The 19,220-nt window shown below is 60.3% G+C and carries 14 protein-coding genes; 12 read left to right on the top strand and 2 right to left on the bottom strand.

The window, feature by feature from the left end; all coding sequences use genetic code 11:
• The first annotated feature begins 1 nt into the window (after position 1).
• Entirely contained in the window at positions 2 to 2,023 is a 2,022-nt protein-coding gene (locus tag IPK17_RS17090; protein ID WP_343418901.1) for an ArnT family glycosyltransferase, read from the top strand.
• Between the two features lie 2 nt (positions 2,024 to 2,025).
• The gene (locus IPK17_RS17085; protein WP_343418900.1) at positions 2,026 to 2,349 is read left to right on the top strand and encodes a nucleotide pyrophosphohydrolase; all 324 of its coding nucleotides are present in this window, start codon (positions 2,026 to 2,028) and stop codon (positions 2,347 to 2,349) included.
• Positions 2,350 to 2,433: 84 nt separating this feature from the next.
• On the opposite strand, the gene IPK17_RS17080 is transcribed toward IPK17_RS17085, so the two are convergent.
• Positions 2,434 to 3,189, bottom strand: a complete 756-nt coding sequence (locus tag IPK17_RS17080; protein WP_343418899.1) for a hypothetical protein — start codon at positions 3,187 to 3,189, stop codon at positions 2,434 to 2,436.
• 488 nt (positions 3,190 to 3,677) lie between these two features.
• Between IPK17_RS17080 and proS the strand changes: the two genes are divergently transcribed.
• The 5 genes from proS to IPK17_RS17055 all read left to right on the top strand — a co-directional run bounded on the left by proS (position 3,678) and on the right by IPK17_RS17055 (position 12,041).
• Entirely contained in the window at positions 3,678 to 5,117 is a 1,440-nt protein-coding gene (gene proS / locus IPK17_RS17075; protein WP_343418898.1) for a proline--tRNA ligase, read from the top strand.
• Between the two features lie 649 nt (positions 5,118 to 5,766).
• Positions 5,767 to 7,935 carry an NYN domain-containing protein gene (locus tag IPK17_RS17070; protein WP_343418897.1) on the top strand — a complete coding sequence of 723 codons (2,169 nt, stop codon included), beginning with the start codon at positions 5,767 to 5,769 and terminating at the stop codon, positions 7,933 to 7,935.
• A gap of 120 nt (positions 7,936 to 8,055) precedes the next feature.
• Positions 8,056 to 9,003, top strand: coding sequence for a threonine ammonia-lyase (locus IPK17_RS17065; protein WP_343418896.1), 948 nt, complete (start codon positions 8,056 to 8,058; stop codon positions 9,001 to 9,003).
• 253 nt (positions 9,004 to 9,256) lie between these two features.
• On the top strand, positions 9,257 to 9,526 hold the full coding sequence (gene rpsO / locus IPK17_RS17060) for a 30S ribosomal protein S15 (protein WP_343418895.1): 270 nt from the start codon (positions 9,257 to 9,259) through the stop codon (positions 9,524 to 9,526).
• Positions 9,527 to 9,710: 184 nt separating this feature from the next.
• Positions 9,711 to 12,041: a polyribonucleotide nucleotidyltransferase gene (locus IPK17_RS17055; protein ID WP_343418894.1), complete on the top strand. Its 2,331-nt coding sequence runs from the start codon at positions 9,711 to 9,713 to the stop codon at positions 12,039 to 12,041.
• 107 nt (positions 12,042 to 12,148) lie between these two features.
• Here IPK17_RS17055 and IPK17_RS17050 read toward each other — a convergent pair whose 3' ends face one another.
• Positions 12,149 to 13,132, bottom strand: a complete 984-nt coding sequence (locus tag IPK17_RS17050; protein WP_343418893.1) for an aldo/keto reductase — start codon at positions 13,130 to 13,132, stop codon at positions 12,149 to 12,151.
• Positions 13,133 to 13,346: 214 nt separating this feature from the next.
• Here IPK17_RS17050 and IPK17_RS17045 point away from each other — a divergent pair, with 214 nt between their 5' ends.
• The 5 genes from IPK17_RS17045 (at position 13,347) to pruA (ending at position 19,137) form a co-directional block, all read left to right on the top strand.
• Complete coding sequence (locus IPK17_RS17045; protein ID WP_343418892.1) at positions 13,347 to 14,630, top strand: AI-2E family transporter; 1,284 nt, start codon at positions 13,347 to 13,349, stop codon at positions 14,628 to 14,630.
• A gap of 96 nt (positions 14,631 to 14,726) precedes the next feature.
• On the top strand, positions 14,727 to 14,927 hold the full coding sequence (locus IPK17_RS17040; protein WP_343418891.1) for a hypothetical protein: 201 nt from the start codon (positions 14,727 to 14,729) through the stop codon (positions 14,925 to 14,927).
• A gap of 7 nt (positions 14,928 to 14,934) precedes the next feature.
• A complete protein-coding gene (locus IPK17_RS17035) occupies positions 14,935 to 15,753 on the top strand; it encodes a class I SAM-dependent methyltransferase (protein ID WP_343418890.1) in 819 nt (272 codons plus the stop codon).
• A 158-nt stretch (positions 15,754 to 15,911) separates the two neighbouring features.
• On the top strand, positions 15,912 to 17,117 hold the full coding sequence (locus IPK17_RS17030) for a class I SAM-dependent methyltransferase (protein ID WP_343418889.1): 1,206 nt from the start codon (positions 15,912 to 15,914) through the stop codon (positions 17,115 to 17,117).
• Between the two features lie 460 nt (positions 17,118 to 17,577).
• A complete protein-coding gene (pruA, locus tag IPK17_RS17025; protein ID WP_343418888.1) occupies positions 17,578 to 19,137 on the top strand; it encodes an L-glutamate gamma-semialdehyde dehydrogenase in 1,560 nt (519 codons plus the stop codon).
• The last annotated feature ends 83 nt before the right edge of the window (positions 19,138 to 19,220 follow it).

Here is a 19,220-nt window from a genome sequence, read left to right as displayed (position 1 = left end):
TATGAACCGACAACTGTATCTGATCCTGATCACAGCGGCGCTGCTGTTCGGCGCGGCGCTGCGGGCGACGGGGATCGATCAGATGAGCGGGATGGTGCACTACGACGAAGCCTACTACGCGCTTGACGCCCTCTCCCTGATTGACCAGCCGCGTTTCACACCCTTCTTCCCTGACAATTTTGGCCGCGAATCCCTGTGGATGTACTGGGAGGTGCCCGCGCTGGCGGTGTTCGGCGCAGATGCCTTTTCGCTGCGCGTGACCGCCTTCTTCACCTCGCTGTTGACGCTCTCCGCGGTGGGGCTGTTGGCGCGGGTGCTGTTCAGTCGGCGCGTGGCGGTGTGGACGGTCGCTGCGCTCGGGGCGCTGTTCTGGCATGTGCTGTTCAGTCATCTGGCGTTTCGCGCGCTGCTGTACCCGACGATCGGCGCGCTGGCGTTTGCCGGTCTGTGGCTGGCGTGGCACACCAATCGGCTCAGGCACTGGCTGCTGACCGGAGCCGCGTTCGGCGCGTTGAGCTATACCTACTTCGCCGCGCGGGGCTGGATTGCGCTGGCACTGGGGCTGCTGCTGATCGGCGTCCTCGTGGATCGGCGCCGCTGGCGGGGCAGCGCTGTGACGATGCTCGTCGCTGCTGCGCTCAGTCTGCCGCTGGTGGTCTACCTGCTGACGACGCCCGCAGCTAGTCAGCGGTTGGATCAGGTGGCGATCAGCGACCTGAACGCGCTCATCAGCAACCTCGGCGTGTGGCTCAACGTGTGGGTCGGTCACGGCGCGGATGATCCCATGTATAACCTGAGCGGACGCCCGCTGCTCGATGTGCCGCTGGCGATCATCGGCGTGGTAGGACTGGTGGTGTTGTTCGTATCGCTGCTTGCTCTGCGTGTTGGCCTCACCCCCCAGCCCCCTCTCCAAGCGGAGAGGGGGAGAAAATCGGCGCACTTCAAGCCCCCTCGCCCTTGGGAGAGGGGATTTAGGGGTGAGGCTGTTTTTTTCATCTTGGCACTGGCTGCCGTCTCCGTTGCGCCCGCCGTGCTGACCACCGAGCCGCTCAAATGGTTGCGCGCGATTGGTCTGATTGTGCCGCTGGCGCTGGTGCTCGGTGTGGGACTAGATGCGCTTCAGCAATTGGTTGTTCGACTAGGACAGAGGACGAGGCATGCCTCGTCCCTACACCGCCCTCAGTCCTCAGTCCTCAGTCCAGTATTCTGGGCGGGGCTGATACCCGCGGGCTTGATCCTCTGGGCGGGGCTGAACTCGGCACGCGATTTTCAAGCGTGGGTGACGAGCGACGACCTCTACATGCCGATGGAACAGCATCTGTATGCGGGCATTGACGAGATCGCGGCAAACACGCCAAGCGAAGCACCCGTGTATTTCGCGCCCTTCACCGCTGATCACCCCGTGCTGCGCTTCCGTGAGTGGAGGTTAGGCGACCGTCCGGTGGCGGCTTTTAAATCGGTCGACTGCCTGCCGCTGACCACGCTGGGCGGCACGTACTTCGCACTAGACGCCTACGAGGGCGATCTGGCCGCGCAGTTGGCGCAGTGGCGCGAGGTTGTCTCCGTCACCGAGGAGGCGAGCGAGGCACCGCAGTACACGCTGGTGATGACGGCGCCGGAGACGGTTCCATTCGCCGCACAGGCGACGTTCGGCGAACGAATTGCCGCCCGCTTAGCGAGTTTCATCCCATCAGTCGTGCGCGTCGGCGGGACGATCAGCCTTGATGTGGCGCTGCGGCGGGTTGGGCCGGTTGACGAGGCGTATACGTTGTTTCTGCACACCTATCCGTTCTACGAAACGCGGCTGATCACGCAGGCCGACCGCCCGATCTGCCCGTCCTATCCGCCGCCGTTGTGGCGGGATGACGAGACGCTGATCCTGCATTATGATTTGCCTGTTCCCGCCCAACCGGGCGAGTACCGGATCGCGCTGGGCGTGTATAACAGTGCGACCGGGGAGCGGTTGTCATTTGGCAGCATCGAAGACGCGGCGATTGTCGGGACGATCCGGGTAGAGGGGTAAGCATGGACATCAAAACGCTGACGGAACACATGCACGCCTTTGTGGAGGCGAAAGGCTGGTACCGTGAGGATACTAAGCGCCCACAGACGCCGCGCAACCTCGCGGTGTCGCTGGTCTTGGAAGCCAGCGAAGTGCTCGAATTGTTCCAATGGGGTGAGCAGCCGCGCAACGCCGACGAACTCCCCGGCGAACTGGCCGACGTGCTGCTCTACCTGCTGCAAATCGCCAGTATCAGCGGCATTGACTTAGAGCAGGCCGTCATGGATAAACTCAAGATCAATTATGGGCGCGTGTGGGATCAAGACAGCGACGAAAAGAAAGACTAGGACGAAGAAAAGAGTCAGCGCAAAGACGGAAAGACGACACGCTGAAGACGGGGCAACCGCCTTCAGCGTGCCAAACCAATTTAGCTAATTGACAATGGTCGTGGGGAGTGGCGTCCCATTCTGTGGAGGCAGATAGCTCGGTTCCATGGTGTTCTTGAGCACCCACAGGAATTGGCAGGCGAGCACAACCTTATAATAGGTTTCGGTCGAATCCTGCCCGACGACAATATACGTGCCGGGGTTGAGCGTGATGTTGGTGATGTTGCCGGGGCTGTAATAGACCTGTGCACCCAGCGGAGCAGAACCGACCACCGAACCAGCCGGAATCGCCAGATTGCACACATCGCCGACGACGGCTGCGGTACCGCACACGACAAACGGTGCTGCGCTCGGCAAACCAGTGAGGTCGGAGGACACGTCCTCGTAATCTTCATCGAGACACGTGCCGTTGGCTTGGAGATAGGCTACATAGGCCGGGTCACTCTGAGAGATCAGAACTAACGCGGACGCCTCAGCCCCGTCGACATCAAACAGCGAATACGTGATTGGACGGCTGGTCGAAGTAAAAACAGCACCGTAATCACCATCGTCCGAGCCAATCCCGGTACCCGGGTTAACACAGTATGGGTCAGCGTCGACCACGACGCCATTGGCATCAAACATGACCATGACCACCCAGTCACAGATCCCGTCATCATCGGTCGGGCCGCTGAGCGTAATGTCATATTGTGGACCGTCGGCATTATCCACAGGATCGCCCGCATAATCAAAGACGAAGCTGCCGCTGGATGCGGCATATACGGTCCCAAAGGCTCCCATAACCACAATGATCAATAACATAAGTGCTGCACGTTTGCTGAAAAGCATTTGCGTTCTCCTATGAAGATGTAGTGTGTACGTAAGTGCTTTGTCCACTGTACAGTCAAGTAAATATTCGCACAAGTAAATGTTTGTCTATATATTGTATTTATTTATAGTCATGTTTATTGCGGTACCCTTTGGATAAGTGCAACAAGTAGCCGGCTCGCGCCGGTCACTGTTCAAACCCGGTTATGATGACTTCGCGCACTCAACTGAAGTAGATTCTCGAAAATCTTCGTGTAGGGGCAGACCGATGTGTCTGACCATTTTCGGGCGCATACATCGGTGCGCCCCTACATCAGTTCTTGGCGTTCTTTCGAGCACTCAACTGAGCGCCGCACCTCACGGTTCATAAAGGTTCAAGGTGGAGAAAACGGCGCGGAGAGGGTAAGATTGCTCACCATAAGAGTATGGGGTAATGACAGGACGAGGCCTGCCTCGTCCCTACAAGAGATCGAGGAGCGTGCATGTCGTCGCAAGCGTTAACTTCCCCGCGCGAGGATTTTTCTGAGTGGTACAACGAGATCGTCTACCGCGCTGATTTGGCGGCCCAGTCGCCCGTTCGCGGCTGCATCATCATCAAGCCGTATGGCTACGAACTGTGGGAGGGCATCAAGGGTGCGCTGGATCGCCGCTTCAAGGCGACCGGACATCAGAATGCCTACTTCCCCCTCTTCATTCCGAAAAGCTTCCTCGAACGCGAAGCTGAACACGTCGAAGGCTTCAGCCCGGAACTCGCGGTCGTGACCATCGGCGGCGGGAAAGAGCTGGAAGAGCCCTACGTCGTGCGCCCGACCTCGGAGACGATCATTGGCGATGCTTTCAAGAAGTGGATTCAGTCGTACCGCGACCTCCCGCTGCTCATGAACCAGTGGGCGAACGTAGTGCGCTGGGAAATGCGTACGCGCCCGTTCCTGCGCACGATGGAATTCCTGTGGCAGGAAGGCCATACTGCGCACGCCACCCAAGCCGAAGCTGAAGCCGAAACGATGCAGATGCTCGACGTGTACGCCGATGTAGCGATCAACGAGGCGGCGATCCCCGTCATCAAGGGGCTGAAGAGCAACAAAGAACGCTTTGCGGGCGCGCTGCGCACGTTCAGCATCGAAGGCATGATGGGCGACAAAAAGGCGCTGCAATGCGGCACGAGCCATAACCTCGGCCAGAATTTTGCCAAAGCCTTCGAGATTCAGTTTGTAGACGAAAACAACCAGCGTCAATTCTGCTGGACGACCTCGTGGGGTATGAGCACCCGGATGGTCGGGGCGGTGGTCATGGCGCACGGCGATGACAAGGGCTTGCGCCTGCCGCCGCGGCTCGCCCCGTATCAGGTGGTGATCGTGCCGATCTTCAAGACGGAGGATGATCGCGGTGTGGTCATGGAAAACGTCGAACGGTTGAAACGCGAACTGGTCGCCCATGATATCCGCGTGCATGTCGACGCCCGTGACTATCAACCCGGCTTCAAGTTCAATGACTGGGAAATGCGCGGCGTGCCCGTGCGCCTTGAACTCGGCCCGCGCGACGTGGCGAACAACGCTGTCGTCGCGGCGCGGCGCGACAAGCCCGGCAAAGAGGGCAAGCGCGTGCTGTCACAGGACAACATCAGCGCCAGCATTCGGGATCTGCTGGTGGAAATTCAGGCGAACATGCTTCAGCAGGCGACCGAATTCCGCGACGCCAACATCTTCGACGTGAAGTCGTACGATGAACTCAAGGCGGTCGTCGAACAGGGCGGCTTCGCGCGCGGCTGGTGGGCGGGGACAGACGACGAAGAACTGGCGATCAAGGCGGAGATCGGCGCGACGCACCGCTGCTACCCGCTCGATCAACCGGGTGGCTCGGGCACCTGCTTTTACAGCGGACGTCCGGCGGATCGTGTCGCCCTGTTTGCCAAGGCGTATTAGACCCGAGCGTTCCCATCTCAGTATTGCGTCCGGCAAGTGTTTGCAAATGAGAGAAGAGTACTCGTAGGGGCGCACAGCCGTGCGCCCCTACAACCCAGTATTCGGCTCGTTACCGGATGCAGCACAAAGTCGCTGCGGTTCGTTCAACGGCTCCTCTTCCTAAAAAGAGGGGCTTGTTTTCCTCACAGACTACAACCCCCTAGTTCTTGGGTTTTTGACCTTGTGCCCACCGCTTGTGATGTGACGCACGAATAAACCCTTGTTTTTTTCATAGAGAATTTATAGAGACAAGTCATAAAAATCCGTGTATAGTAATTTCAGTAGCTCATTTCGACTGAATCCTATACCGCCTCACGGGGACTGGAGGTCTCACCTACTATTATGGTTGTACTTAGACTGATTTAAACTGGAACTAAATGGGATTCGATGTTTAGCTTGTATAATAATGTTATTGAAATTGTTATATTCCGAGAGCGATCTGCTTGATAACCAGTCGACAGTTTGATAAAATTGGCACAAATTGGGAACGTTATCTTTTCAGCAATCTCGCTTCCCGACCACAACTTGACTCTTTCTCCGCGTCTCGCGGGTCTAAACCTACCACCGAGCCAGCAGGTTCAGGTGGTATATGCGTTTTTAGGTAAGGATAATGGCAGCTTATTTGATCGTAGATGTAGACGACTTACTCGCGCATTTTCGTAATCGCGGTATTTCGGTCGATTTACAAGAACTCGCCGTGGGTTTACGCGGCGGGGCAGCGCTCGCTGCGGGGCTGATGAGCGCGGATCGTCTGCGGGCAGTGGCCGCGGCGAACTGGAAGACGCACCGCCAGAAAGGCGGTCGCGCGGGGGCAGCCAAAGACCCGCAGTATGTCTTCAAGGCGGCGGGCTACGACACGTTTGATATTCCGCGTCGTGAAAGCCTGGCCGACGCGCTGATTATGCATTACTTCTCGTTCGACCCCGAACCGGTCGACGAACTGATTTTGGCGACCACCAACCCGGATCTCGTGCCGCTGGTGCGCCGCGTCAAGACGACGCGCAGCGCCCGCATTCGCATGTGGGGGTCGGATGATGTGCTCGAAGGCACAGAATTCGCCGACGACGTGATCTTTCAGCCGCTGGAAACGCTGCTCGGCATCCAGCAGACGAAGAACGTCGCGGTGTACATCGACTTCGAGAACATCGCCATCAGCCTGAACGAACAGGGCTACGTCGTCAACCTCGACTCGCTGATTGAAAGCTTCAGCCGGCAGGCGAAGGTGCACGGTCAGGTCGTCAAGATGGCCGCGTACGCGCCGTGGGGGCAGCGGGGCAGTTTGCCGCCGCTCACCGACACGTCCGGGCGCGAAGTCGCCGACGACGCGCCGAGCCGACTCGCTATGGCGAACATCGACCCGGTGTTTAACCTGCCCGGCAAGAACAGCGCCGACATGCGCATCGCCAAGGACATCATCACGGATTCCGGGCACAGCGACGCGGCGGATGTCTATATCGTCGCCAGCGGTGACCGCGACTTCAACGAAGTGATCAACACGCTGCGCACGCGCAACAAGACGGTCATCCTGTGGGCGGTACACGGCAGCACCAGCCGCCAACTGGAGAACAACAGCAACATCTTCATCGAATACGTTGAAGATTTCACCGATTTGCAGACGCATCAATCGCTCAGTCTCGCGTCGATGGCGACGAACGACGACGGTTCGCCCGCCGGGTTCACGCCGTCGCAGTGGTCGAGCGTGGTCGTGCAGTTTGACCGCTGCTCGCAGCAGTTGGACAGCGACGTGCTCACGCGCCAGCAGTTGATCGATCAACTGGTGGATGTCAGCGCGGTCGTGTCGAAGGCGCGCGGCGAAGACCTGGTCGCTCAGGCGATCTCGCTCGGTATCGTGCGCACGCTCGGTGGGCCGAACCGCCTCGTGCTCGACCTCGGTCACCCGATCGTCGAGAAGACGCTGCTCATCCGCGACCGCATTGTGCTGCGTGTGATGAACACGCTCAACGTGCGCGGGTGGGAATACGTGAACTACGGCTTCCTGCTCAAGGGGCTGGCGATGGATCGCGAGTTGGAACGCCCCGGCCTGAACTACAGCGACCAGTGGCGTTCGGACTGGATCGACTGCCTCGTGCGGGAACGCGTCCTGCAGCGGGAACTGGTACCGCACCGCCATAATCCGGAAGACCTCGTGCCGGTGATCAAGCTCAACCCGGATTATGAACTGCCGGAGCAAAAGCCGTCGCCCGTGCCGAATCAGGCCGAACAGGCGGATCACAGTTGGGCGGGCGTGACGCTGGCCGAACTGGAACAGATGGAAGCCGATACCGCCGACATGGTGCGCCGTGTCGTGGTCAGCGTGGAGCAGTTCACCAGCTTCCGCGGCTTCACATGGTGCCCACTCGGCAGCCTGCACAAGCGCCTGCGCCAGTACGATAACGGCATGTCGTTTCAGCGAGCGGTCGAATTCCTGCTCGAAAACGGTTCGGCGGAAGTCAAAGAGTACCCGAACCCGCAAAGCGACTTCTTCACCAAGGGGATTTCGCTGGTGCTTGACTCGGAGATCTGCCGCTTGATCGTCGGCGAGCGTGATGCGTTCATCCGCCTGCTGCTCAGCCTGTACGAGCGCAACATGCTCATCTCCGAGATGAGCGTGCGCGCGGCGGAACCGGGCGCGCGCTGGAGCCTCCCGCTGTGGTTCTCCATCATGGAGACCGAGAACGTGCTCAACCCGATTCCGGGGCGCTCGGGGCAGTACAGCCTGTTCCGCACGCACCACACGGTCACGCTGGTCGCGGACTCGCAGCGCCTGACCGGACGGTAAAACCGAACCTCACCCCTAGCCCCTCTCCTACAGGAGAGGGGGATAACCGATTGCGGCAAAAATATACGTGGATGCGCCAATGCTCATCCGAACCGACTACAACGTTTTGGGGGCAAACCCATGACCCTTGTGACCCTCGAACAGATTTATGAAGCGCGCGAACGGCTGCGCGGGATCACCGTGCATACGCGCCTGTTCCCCGTGGATGGCGCGTTCGTTAAGCCGGAGAGCTTCCAGCCGATTGGCTCGTTTAAGCTGCGCGGCGCGTACAACAAGATCGCTTCGCTGGTGGAGGCAGAACGCCCCGCGGGGATCATCACGCATTCGAGCGGCAATCACGCGCAGGGTGTGGCCTATTCCGCCAAGCAGCTCGGCTTGCCCGCCGTGATCATCATGCCGAACAACGCCCCGCCGATCAAAGTGGAAGCGACGCGCTCGTATGGCGCAGAGATCGTCTTCCTTGATCCGGCGACCGAGCGGCGCGAAATCGTGACTCAGCGTATCATGGATCAGAGACCGGGCTGGGTGCTGGTGCATCCCTTCAACGATCCCCAGATCATCGCCGGACAGGGAACCATCGGGCTGGAAATCTTCGAGGATTTCCCGGATGTCGAGCAGGTGATTGTGCCCATCGGCGGCGGCGGGCTCATCTCGGGGGTGGCGACGGCGATTAAGTCGCTCAAACCAACGGTCAAGGTGATCGGCGTGGAACCGGAACTGGCGGCGGACGCGCAGCAATCGGTGCGCGAAGGGCATGTCGTCGAATGGGCGGCGACCGATACCAACCGCACCATTGCCGACGGCGTGCGCACGGTCAGCATTGGGCCGCTGAATTACGAGCACATCAGCGCGTATGTCGATAAGATCGTCACGGTCAGTGAAGCCGAAATCCGCGCGGCGGTGCGGCGCTTGGCGCTGCAGGGCAAGCTGGTGATCGAGCCGTCCGGCGCGATCCCGTTCGCCGTGTGGCAGGCGCACCGGGACGAGCTCCCTGTGCAGCAGAACACGGTGCTCGTGCTCAGCGGCGGCAACATCGACCCCAAGCTGCTGGCGGAGATTGTGAGTTAACCTCACCCCTAAATCCCCTCTCCCAAGGGCGAGGGGACTTCAAAGCCAGTACGTCTCCCCTCGCCTTTAGGAGAGGGGCTGGGGGTGAGGTTGTTTTCCCCGCGCCTTTAGGCGAGGGAAGACGTTACGCGGTAAGAATGATCGTTTTTATCTAGGATTGTGTTCAATTTGGCGCTTTGCTATAATGCCCTTAGTGTACTGATGACCGACAAGTCTGGTTGTCCGACTTGTCTGGTGACAATTGAGGGACAGAATGCCTCTTTCCAAAGACGAAAAGAACACGATCATCGGCGGTTTCGGTCGACACGAGAAGGATACCGGTTCGCCGGAAGTCCAGATCGCCCTTTTGACGCAGCGTATCCAGCAGTTGACCGAGCATTTGAAGATTCACCAGCAGGATCAGCATTCGCGCCGTGGGCTGCTGAAGCTGGTCGGTCAGCGTCGGCGTCATCTCAAGTACTTGAGCGATACCGATCCGGAAGCGTATCAGGCGGTGCTGCAGCGTTTAGGGCTGCGCCGTTAGGATCTGCGGTTACACAACAGGTTGCAAACGGGGCGGCAGTCCGCCCCGATGGGTTTTTGAGCATGCCCTGTGGCGCGGGAATTGGAGTCTCTCGTTAAACTCCTCGTGGGTTTGACGATGCTCTCCAGTTTCTGAACACAGGGCATGTCGCGTTTATAGAGAGGGTGAACATATGGTGGGTGTCATGGGTGACGTCCGGCGTTACTCGACGATGATCGCAGATAAAGAGATCATCATCGAGACGGGACGTTTCGCGGAACAAGCGGGCGCGGCGGTCACCGTACAGATCGGGCAAACGGTCATTTTCGCAACGGCGACGATGAGCAAACACGTGCGCGAAGGCATTGACTTCTTCCCGCTCAGCGTGGACTACGAAGAAAAATTGTATGCTGCTGGTCGTATCCCCGGCAGCTTCTTCCGGCGCGAGGGTCGGCCTTCGGAACAGGCGATTTTGACCTCGCGCGTCATCGACCGCCCGCTGCGCCCGCTGTTCCCGGAGAACATGCGCAACGAAGTGCAGTTGATTCTGACGGCGTTCGCGCATGATCAGGAAAATCACATCGACATGCTCGGCATCATCGCCGCCAGCACCGCCGTGATGATCTCGGACATTCCCTGGGGCGGTCCGGTCGGCGCGGTGCGCATCGGCTTGATCGACGGCGAACTGGTCGTCAACCCGACGATCCAGATGATGGAAAACAGCAGCCTCGACCTGCGCGTGGCGGGCACGGCGCACGCGATCAACATGGTGGAATGCGCGGCTGAAGAAGTCGACGAAGAGACCATGCTGCGCGCGCTCAAGCTGGCGCATGACTCGATTCAGCCGATCATCGAACTGCAAAAGCAGATGGTGGCAGAAATCGGCAAGCCGAAGTCGCCGTATGTGGCGGCCAAGCTGGACGACGCGCTCATCAGCGCGGTGCGCGAAAAGAGCACCGAAGGCGTGCGCAAGGTCATCGCCGAGACGACCGACCGTGCGGGCCGTAACGAAGCGCTCGAGATGCTGCGCGAGCAGTTGGTCGCGGAATATCAGGAAAAGAACACCGTCCTCGAAGACGAGCAGGAACGCGAGCCGCAAGACCTCGTCGCCCTGCGCGACGTGCGCGAAATTTTCTCGGAAGTCATCCGCGACGAAGTGCGCCGCCGCATCGTCGACGATGGCATCCGTCCCGATGGCCGCAACCACACGCAGATCCGCCCGCTGGCGGCGGAAGTCGGCATCCTGCCGCGCGTGCACGGCTCTGGCCTGTTCAAGCGTGGGCAGACGCAGGTGCTGACCGTCGCGACGCTCGGTTCGCCGCGCGACTCGCAGATGCTCGACACGCTCAGCCCGGAAGACAACAAGCGCTACCTGCATCACTACAACTTCCCGCCCTTCAGCACGGGCGAAGTGCAGCCGCTGCGCGGCCCGAAGCGTCGTGAGATCGGTCACGGGGCGCTGGCGGAAGCCGCTCTCCGTTCGATGATCCCCGACGAAGATGCGTTCCCCTACACGATTCGACTGGTCAGCGAAGTGCTCAGCTCCAACGGCAGCACGTCGATGGCGAGTGTGTGCGGCAGCACGCTGGCGTTGATGGATGCGGGCGTGCCGATCAAGCGTCCGGTGGCGGGTATCGCCATGGGCTTGATCAAGGAAGGCGAGAAAATCGCCGTCCTGACCGACATTCAGGGTCTGGAAGATCACCTCGGTGATATGGACTTCAAGGTTGCCGGGACGGCGCAGGGCATCACGGCGCTGCAGATGGACATCAAGATCACCGGTGTGAGCGATGAGGTCATGGCGCAGGCGCTGGCGCAGGCCAAGGACGCGCGTATGCAGATCCTCGACCTGATCCAGCAGGCAATCCCCGCGCCGCGCGGCCAACTGAGCGAATTCGCGCCGCGTATGGAAACGATCAAGATCAATCAGGACAAGATTGGCGCGGTGATTGGGCCCGGTGGCAAGACCATCCGCGGCATTCAGGAACGCACGGGCGTCAAGATCGACATCGAAGAAGATGGTACGGTGTTCATCGCCGGGCCGGACGCCTCGACCGTCAACAAGGCGCTGGACGAAGTCCGCGGCCTGACCGAAGACGCCGAAATCGGGCGCGTGTACACCGGCAAGGTGACGCGCATCGAATCCTACGGTGTGTTCGTCGAATTCCTGCCCGGTCGTGACGGCATGGTGCACATTTCGCAGCTGGCCGACTACCGCGTGAATTCGCCGGAAGACGAAGTCAGCCTCGGCGACGAGATCATGGTCATGGTGACCGACGTCTCGCCGGATGGCAAGGTGCGCCTGAGCCGTCAGGCCGTGCTTGAGGGCTGGACGGCGGAAGAAGCGCGCAGCCGCGACAAGCGCCCGAGCGGCGGTGGTGGTGGTGACCGGCGCGGCGGTGGCGGCGGTGATCGCCGTGGGCGGTGGCGGCGGTGGGGGATCGCGGCGGCGAACGTCGCTTCAACGACCGCAGCGGCCCCAGCGAACGTGGTGATCGCGGCGGACGTCCTCCCCGCGACTAAGCCTCACCCCTAGCCCCTCTCCCTTGGGAGAGGGGGAAACTGCGCCGCCTAGCTAGGTGGAGTAAAATGGAGCGCGCCATCGATCACTCGATGGCGCGTTTTTTGTTTGGACGTTGGGCCTTACTGATGCCCGACGATCGTATGCGGGATATATGGTTCTTCGAGGTAGGCGACCTCATCGGCAGTGAGCTTGAGCGCCAGCGCGCCGATGGCTGTGTCGAGATGACCCAGTTTCGTCGCGCCGACGATGGGGGCGGCTACAGGATCTTTTTGCAGCAGCCACGCCAGCGCAATGTGCGCGCGGGGCACGCCGTGCTGATCAGCAAGTTCGGCCACACGATCAATGATGTGCTGGTCGGTCTGAGCCGTCTTATCGTATTTGCTCTTCGCAATCTGATCCGTTTCTGAACGCAAGGTGCTCTCGGTTGCACTGTCACGCGTCAGGCGACCAGAGGCCAAGGGGCTGTAAGGGATCACGCCGATCTTTTCCTCACGACAGAGCGGCAGCATTTCCCGCTCTTCCTCGCGGTAGATGAGGTTAAGGTGATCCTGCATCGAGACGAAGCGCGTCCAGCCATGTTGATCGCTGGTATAGAGTGCCTTTTGAAACTGCCACGCCCACATCGCGGAAGCGCCGATGTACCGCACTTTGCCCGCCCGAACGAGATCGTTCAAGGCTTCGAGTGTCTCCTCGATGGGGGTTTCATAGTCCCAGCGGTGGATCTGGTACAGGTCGACATAATCGGTCCCTAGGCGGCGCAGGCTGTGGTCAATCTCACTCAGAATTGCTTTGCGCGACAGCCCCGATCCATTCGGGTCTTCACGCATTTTGCCGTGTAACTTCGTTGCAATGATCACGTCGTCGCGCTTGGCGAAGTCCTTCAACGCCCGCCCGAGGATTTCCTCGCTCCGACCAATCGAGTAGATGTTGGCGGTATCAAAAAAGTTGATCCCCAGTTCGAGCGCATACTGGATGATCGGACGGCTGTTTTCCTCATCAAGCACCCACTTGTGAACCCAGCGGGTCGCGTCGCCAAAACCCATACAGCCCAGACAGACGCGCGAAACTTTCATCCCGGTTGAACCTAAGCGCACGTAATCCAAGTTTCTCTCCAATCAATGACTATTTTGGAACAGCCTATAGCTTAATACGCAGCACGGTTGTAGCGCTGAACTTGCGCCGCGTCAAACGTCGCTAACTGCTGGTTGCTGAGCTGAAAGCCTATCTCGCGCAGGGGTGAGAGCGCGACGTCGCGCAGTCATTCGGGTTAGAATAGAGTGATGCACGTTCTCATGTCACTCAACAGGAGCGCCCCGTATGACCGTCATCTCGTCGCCCCCGCCCGTAAGTTCGCCGCCGTGGTCGTCCGCCACCAAGCGCATTGTCAGCCTGATTCTGCTGGCGCTCGTCGGGATTGTGCTGTGGCAGGTGCTCGACGTTCTGCCCATCGTCGTCGTGGCGACCGTGCTGGCCTTCCTGCTCAGCCCGCTCACGTCGCTGATTCAGCGCTTTCTCTCCGGTGGTCGCGCCCCCGCCATTCTGCTGACATTCGTCATCGTGCTGGTCTTGCTGGCGCTGGTGCTGCTGGTGATCTTCCCCGTGATCTTCAACCAGTTCCGCGACTTCGCCACCGAATTTCCCGCTTTCATCGACCGCCTGCAAACCGATCTCGAAGCCTTGCTCAGCCAGCCGATCACCTTTCGCGGTGAACCCATTATTCTCAACGGTGTGCCGCTCATCCCGCTGGATGAGATTCGCGCGGCGCTCGGCTCGTCGGAGGGCGCGGAGTTTGTGCCGCTGGAAAGCATCGATCTGCTCGGCACGCTGCGCGGTTTTGTCTCGTCGCTGGCGGGGCCGGCCTTCAGCGTGGTCGGGCGGACGTTCACGGGTGTGCTCAACGTCGTGTTTCTGCTCACGCTGGTCTTCTACCTGATTCGCGACGCGCACAAATTCACCAATGGGTTGGTCGGCGTCACGCCAGAGTCGTATCGCGGCGATGTTCGGCGCATCCTGTTTGAACTCAAAGAAGTATGGAATGATTACCTGCGCGGGCAGTTGATCCTGTGTCTGTCAATTGGCATCCTCGTGCTGATCGCGGCGCTGCTGCTCGGCGTGCCCAACGCGCCCATGCTGGCGCTGATTGCGGGCATCACCGAGTTGATCCCGAACATTGGCCCGCTGATCGCGCTCATCCCGGCGGCGCTGTTCGCGCTCTTCTCGCAGTCGGCGACGCTGCCGTTCCTGTCCGGCGCGACCTTCATGCTGGTCGTGATCCTCGTGTGGGTCATGATCCAGAATATCGAGAACATTTTCCTCGTGCCGCGCGTGATGGGCGATTCGCTCAATCTACACCCGGTGGTCATTCTCGTAGGGGTGATCGTGGGCGCGAATATCGCCGGGCTGCTCGGTGTGCTGCTCGCCGCCCCGGTGATCGCCTCGATCCGCGTGTTCGCGCAGTATTTCTACGGCAAGCTGATGGATCGAGATCCGTTCCCGCCACCGCCGTCTGTCAAAACTCGACCGCTCGGAGTGGTCGAACGGCTGCGCGGCGAAATCAAGCGGCTGTCAAGCCGGGGACAACGCGCTAAAATAGCAGACTAGTGAAGCTCGACCCCCTCACCCCGACCCCTCTCCCACGCAAGCGGGGAGAGCGGAGGAACGATGGGCAAATCTGCACCTATTTATGGAGGATAAACCATGTCGAATAATGATGATGTGAATGTCGAGACGCTGGCGGAAACCGAAAGCTATGCCGCATGGCTGTCCCGCGAAAACGATGGTGAAATGGTCTACCACGTGGAACTGGGCGCGGTGACGCTGCATTTCTACCGCGAAGAGTGGGAAGAAGTCGTCGCGCTGATCGAAGCCGCGAACAAAGCGGGTTCGGGGCGGCGCTAAGCGCAGCATGACGTTGTACGAACGCCCGCTCATCGAAGCGATCGCCAAGCATCTGCCGCCGAGCGCCGCGCTGCTCGAACTGCTCGACCTGAACGGTGGCGCGATTGGCGCGATCCTCAGTGAAGCGCGCGCGGACCTCGACGTGATCACCGCCGTGCCCGCCGACGATAACAGCGTGGACGCGGTGGTCGCGTTTGACCGCGTGGTGGACGCGCCGTTCCTCGCGACGGCGCGGCGGGTGCTGCGTCCCGGCGGACGCTTGATCGCTGTGACCAGCGAGGGCGAAGCGCGCGCCAAACACGTCGAAGTGCTGGAAAACGCGGGCTTTCATCGCATCTTGGTGGAGACGGCGGTCGAAGTGGCGACGCCGCTCGATGGTGTGCTCCCGGTCGGTGTGCTGCTGCGCGGCGAGAAGCCGCACACCACCGACGATACGTTCGAACGCATCCGCGTGGCCTCGGATCAGGATGCGGCGGAACTGGATATGAACACCTATCGCGGGCGCTACGTGTATCTGCTCATCAAGCAGACGCCGAATAAGCCCATGTGGGCGATGCGCCCCGAAGAAGCGATCCACTGGGAGGCGGTGGGCATCGGCGATGTACTGCTGGCGTTCACCAGTCTGCCCAAGTCGGTCAGCTTTATGCAGCCCGCCGTGCTCAGCGGGTGGATTGCGGGCGTCAACAAGGTGGCCAAGTTCAAGCGCGATACGGTCGCGGGCTGGGCGACGCATGTGCTGCTCAATCCGTCGCTGGAACGCGTCGCCGGGCTGGAGGTCAGCTTCCGCGTGATCGATCCGCAAACGGCGGAAAAGCCGGATGAGTAATTACCCCTCACCCCCGACCCCTCTCCCACGCAAGCGGGGAGAGGGGCGCAAAGAATCCAACCCTACCCCTAAATCCCCTCTCCAGAGGGAGAGGGGACTTTGGGATCGCCGCATTGATCCCCCTCTCCACCCGGAGAGAGGGCAAGGGGGTGCGGTCAATGTTCACCCTTGAGTCGGTCGAGTGGCTGGCGTCGCCGGAGGGCGAGCGGGTGCTGGCGCGGCTGGCGGGCGAGAACCTGTCCGACGACCACACGCTGCGCCTGATCACGTCCCTGCGGCGCGATCTCTCGGCGGAGCGGGCGGGCGCGGCGCTGGAACTGGCGCGGCTGCGCGTCAAGGCGGTCGACAAGTTCGGCGCGGATGCGAGCAGGATGTTTTTCACCCGCGACGCGCTCGAACAGGCCAGCGATCCGCTGGTTCGACGCTGGCGCTCGCGGGTGTGGATCAAGTCGGATACGCCTTATCCGATGCTCGATTTGTGCTGCAGTATCGGCAGTGATACCGCGGCCTTAGCAGCGGCGGGTTTTTCTGTCATCGGCTACGACATCGACCCAATACGGGCTGAGATGGCACGCCTCAACCTCGCGGCTTTGGGTCTCGTGGCGCGCATCGAAGAATCCGACATCACTACACTCGTGCCAGAAAATTACGCGATGGCGTTTTTCGATCCCGCCCGCCGGGATGAGCATGGGAACCGCATCTATAATGTCGAAAAATACACCCCGCCGCTCTCTGTCATTGATCGCTTTACGCTCGGTCCGTGGGCGGTCAAACTGTCACCGGGGCTTCAGCGGGAGCAAGTTCAACCGTGGCTGGCACGCGGCGCGTCCTTGCATTTCGTCTCGGTACACGGTGATCTGAAAGAGGCGACGCTCAGTTACTGGGGATTAGATGGCCTCGATCATTCGGACTGGGCATGGTTGCTCACCGAGGACGCCGACTTGCATTGGGTCATAACAGGGGACATGCCGCCAGTTTCCATCAGTGAGCCGCATGCATGGCTGATCGAACCCGATCCCGCGCTCATTCGGGCGGGGCTGGTCGCCGATGCGGCGCTCAAGTTCAATGGGACGCAGCTCGACGAATCGATTGCCTATTTCACAACGGATACCAAGCCGGAGTCGCCGTGGGTGCGGGCGTGGCGCATCCTCGACTGGATGCCGTTCAATGGCAAGAAGCTCAAGGCGTATCTGCGCGAACGCAATGTCGGCACGGTGACCGTCAAGAAGCGCGGCACGGCGGTCACGCCGGAGACGCTCATCCCACAGCTCAAGCTGAAGGGCAGCGAGTCGCGCACGCTGGTGCTCACGCGCTATCAGGGGCAGCAGATCGTCATCATCTGTGAGGATTATCAACCGGAGTGAGTAGGCGCCGAGAATCGAAAAGGACGAGGCATGCCTCGTCCCTACGAAATGCTGCTGCGATGGCTTAACAATAGAGCGGGATGTGCGACCTGTGTGAATGGCGGCTTGAGTTCAGCGAGTTGCCATGTACAATGTGGTCTGCGATGTCAGGGTGCTCAGCGAGTGATGATGTGCCGCGCTCGTTGCGATGTGAGTGTGATGTTTCAGCGACGTGGCTGCGATGTGGCTGCTTTGGGTGTGTGATGTCAGCTACGATGGGGCTTCCATGCAGCAGAGATGTGGGTGCAGGGTATCTACGACGTGAAAACGGTGTCCACACGGGTCACTCATCGCGCTCTATTGTTAAGGTGATTGCTTCATGTTGTTATAATACGCCCAAAGTCTGCAAAATAGAATTGACAAATGTCATTAATTTTGTGAATTTTTCGTAAAGAAACCAAAATACACAAAGGGGATCTCAATGTTGACACCATTCCGCAATGAAGCACTGACCGATTTCACGCTGCCCGAGAACCGCGCCGCCTTCGAAAAGGCCATGGTCAAGGTCAAAGCGGAGCTGGGTCGAGAGCTGCCAGCGGTTATCAACGGTCAGGAAATCTGGAACGGCGAAGGCTTCGTCTCGATCAATCCGGCGCGTCCGGCGGAAGTGGTAGCACGTTTCCCGAAGCTCGGCATTGAACACGCCGAACAGGCGATCAAGGCGGCGGCTGAAGCCTTCAAGACGTGGCAGTACGTCCCGGTGCAGGAACGTGCAGGCTACATTCTGCACGCGGCGGGCGAGATGCGCCGCCGTAAGCAAGAATTCAACGCCGTGATGGTGCTGGAAGTCGGTAAGTCGTGGGCGGAAGCCGACGCGGATACCTCCGAATCGATTGACTTCCTCGAATATTACGCGCGGCAAGCGCTGCGCATCGCGGACAGCAGCGAGATGCTTATCCCGTACCCCGGCGAACAGAATGGACTGTATTACATTCCGTTGGGCGTTGGTGTGGTGATTTCGCCGTGGAACTTCCCCAACGCCATCGCCACGGGCATGACGGCGGCGGCGCTGGTGACGGGCAACACGGTCTGCTTTAAGCCCGCGGAGCCGAGCAGTTGGATCGCGGCGAAGATTTGCGAACTCTTCTGGGAGAGCGGCATTCCGCTCGGCGTGCTCAACTTTCTGCCCGGCAAAGGCTCAGTGATCGGCGCGCACATGGTCGAGCACCCGCAGACGCGCTTCATCGCCTTCACGGGGTCGAAGGAAGTCGGTTTGCGCCTGTTCGAGCAGGCCGGACAGACCAAGCCCGGTCAACTGTGGCTCAAGCGCACCATCCTCGAAATGGGCGGCAAGGACGCGGTCGTCGTCGACGAAACGGCCAACCTCGAAGCGGCATCGGTCGGCATTGTGCAGAGCGCCTTCGGCTTCCAGGGGCAGAAGTGTTCGGCGGGGTCGCGCGCCATCATCGTGGATTCGGTCTACGAGCAGGTGGTCGGGCGGGCGGTCGAACTGGCGAGCAAGCTGACGGTCGGCGCGCCGGATACGTCCGCGTGGATCGATCAGGGCCCGGTCGTGGATGCGAATTCGTTCAAGAAGATTCTCGATTACATCGAACTCGGCACGCAGGAAGGCAAGCTGCTGTTGGGCGGGTCGCCGATGGATACGCCGGACAAGGGCTACTTCATCCCGCCGACGATCTTCGGAGATGTCGACGGCAACGCGCGCATCGCGCAGGAAGAAATCTTCGGGCCGGTGCTGGCCTGCGTCCGCGCCAGCGACTATGACCACGCGCTGCAGATTGCCAACAGCACCGAATTCGGCCTGACGGGCGCGTTGTTCAGCCTCAACCGCCAGCGACTGGAACGCGCGCGCCGCGAATTCCACGTCGGCAACCTGTACTTCAATCGCAAATGCACCGGCGCGATGGTCGGCGCGCATCCGTTCGGCGGTTTCAACATGAGCGGCACGGACAGCAAGGCGGGTGGCCCGGACTACCTACTGCTGTTCACGCAGGCCAAGCTGGTCTCCGAACGGCTGTAGAATCTAACCTCACCCCCAACCCCTCTCCGAGCGGAGATTGAGGGGAGGAAATCTAACTGAACCCAGCGATTTGTAGGGGCGCA

It is taken from the genome of Candidatus Flexifilum breve, assembly GCF_016713355.1.
The sequence above is the reverse complement of the archived record's forward strand: the minus strand, read 5'-3'. Positions and strand labels throughout refer to the sequence as shown.

Bases quoted from the DNA above. Each gene is read 5' to 3' on its own strand.
- IPK17_RS17090 (WP_343418901.1), top strand. From the start codon at position 2: ATGAACCGACAACTGTATCTGATCCTGATCACAGCGGCGCTGCTGTTC.
- IPK17_RS17085 (WP_343418900.1), top strand. From the start codon at position 2,026: ATGGACATCAAAACGCTGACGGAACACATGCACGCCTTTGTGGAGGCG.
- IPK17_RS17080 (WP_343418899.1), bottom strand. From the start codon at position 3,189: ATGTTATTGATCATTGTGGTTATGGGAGCCTTTGGGACCGTATATGCC.
- proS (WP_343418898.1), top strand. From the start codon at position 3,678: ATGTCGTCGCAAGCGTTAACTTCCCCGCGCGAGGATTTTTCTGAGTGG.
- IPK17_RS17070 (WP_343418897.1), top strand. From the start codon at position 5,767: ATGGCAGCTTATTTGATCGTAGATGTAGACGACTTACTCGCGCATTTT.
- IPK17_RS17065 (WP_343418896.1), top strand. From the start codon at position 8,056: ATGACCCTTGTGACCCTCGAACAGATTTATGAAGCGCGCGAACGGCTG.
- rpsO (WP_343418895.1), top strand. From the start codon at position 9,257: ATGCCTCTTTCCAAAGACGAAAAGAACACGATCATCGGCGGTTTCGGT.
- IPK17_RS17055 (WP_343418894.1), top strand. From the start codon at position 9,711: ATGGGTGACGTCCGGCGTTACTCGACGATGATCGCAGATAAAGAGATC.
- IPK17_RS17045 (WP_343418892.1), top strand. From the start codon at position 13,347: ATGACCGTCATCTCGTCGCCCCCGCCCGTAAGTTCGCCGCCGTGGTCG.
- IPK17_RS17040 (WP_343418891.1), top strand. From the start codon at position 14,727: ATGTCGAATAATGATGATGTGAATGTCGAGACGCTGGCGGAAACCGAA.
- IPK17_RS17035 (WP_343418890.1), top strand. From the start codon at position 14,935: ATGACGTTGTACGAACGCCCGCTCATCGAAGCGATCGCCAAGCATCTG.
- IPK17_RS17030 (WP_343418889.1), top strand. From the start codon at position 15,912: ATGTTCACCCTTGAGTCGGTCGAGTGGCTGGCGTCGCCGGAGGGCGAG.
- pruA (WP_343418888.1), top strand. From the start codon at position 17,578: ATGTTGACACCATTCCGCAATGAAGCACTGACCGATTTCACGCTGCCC.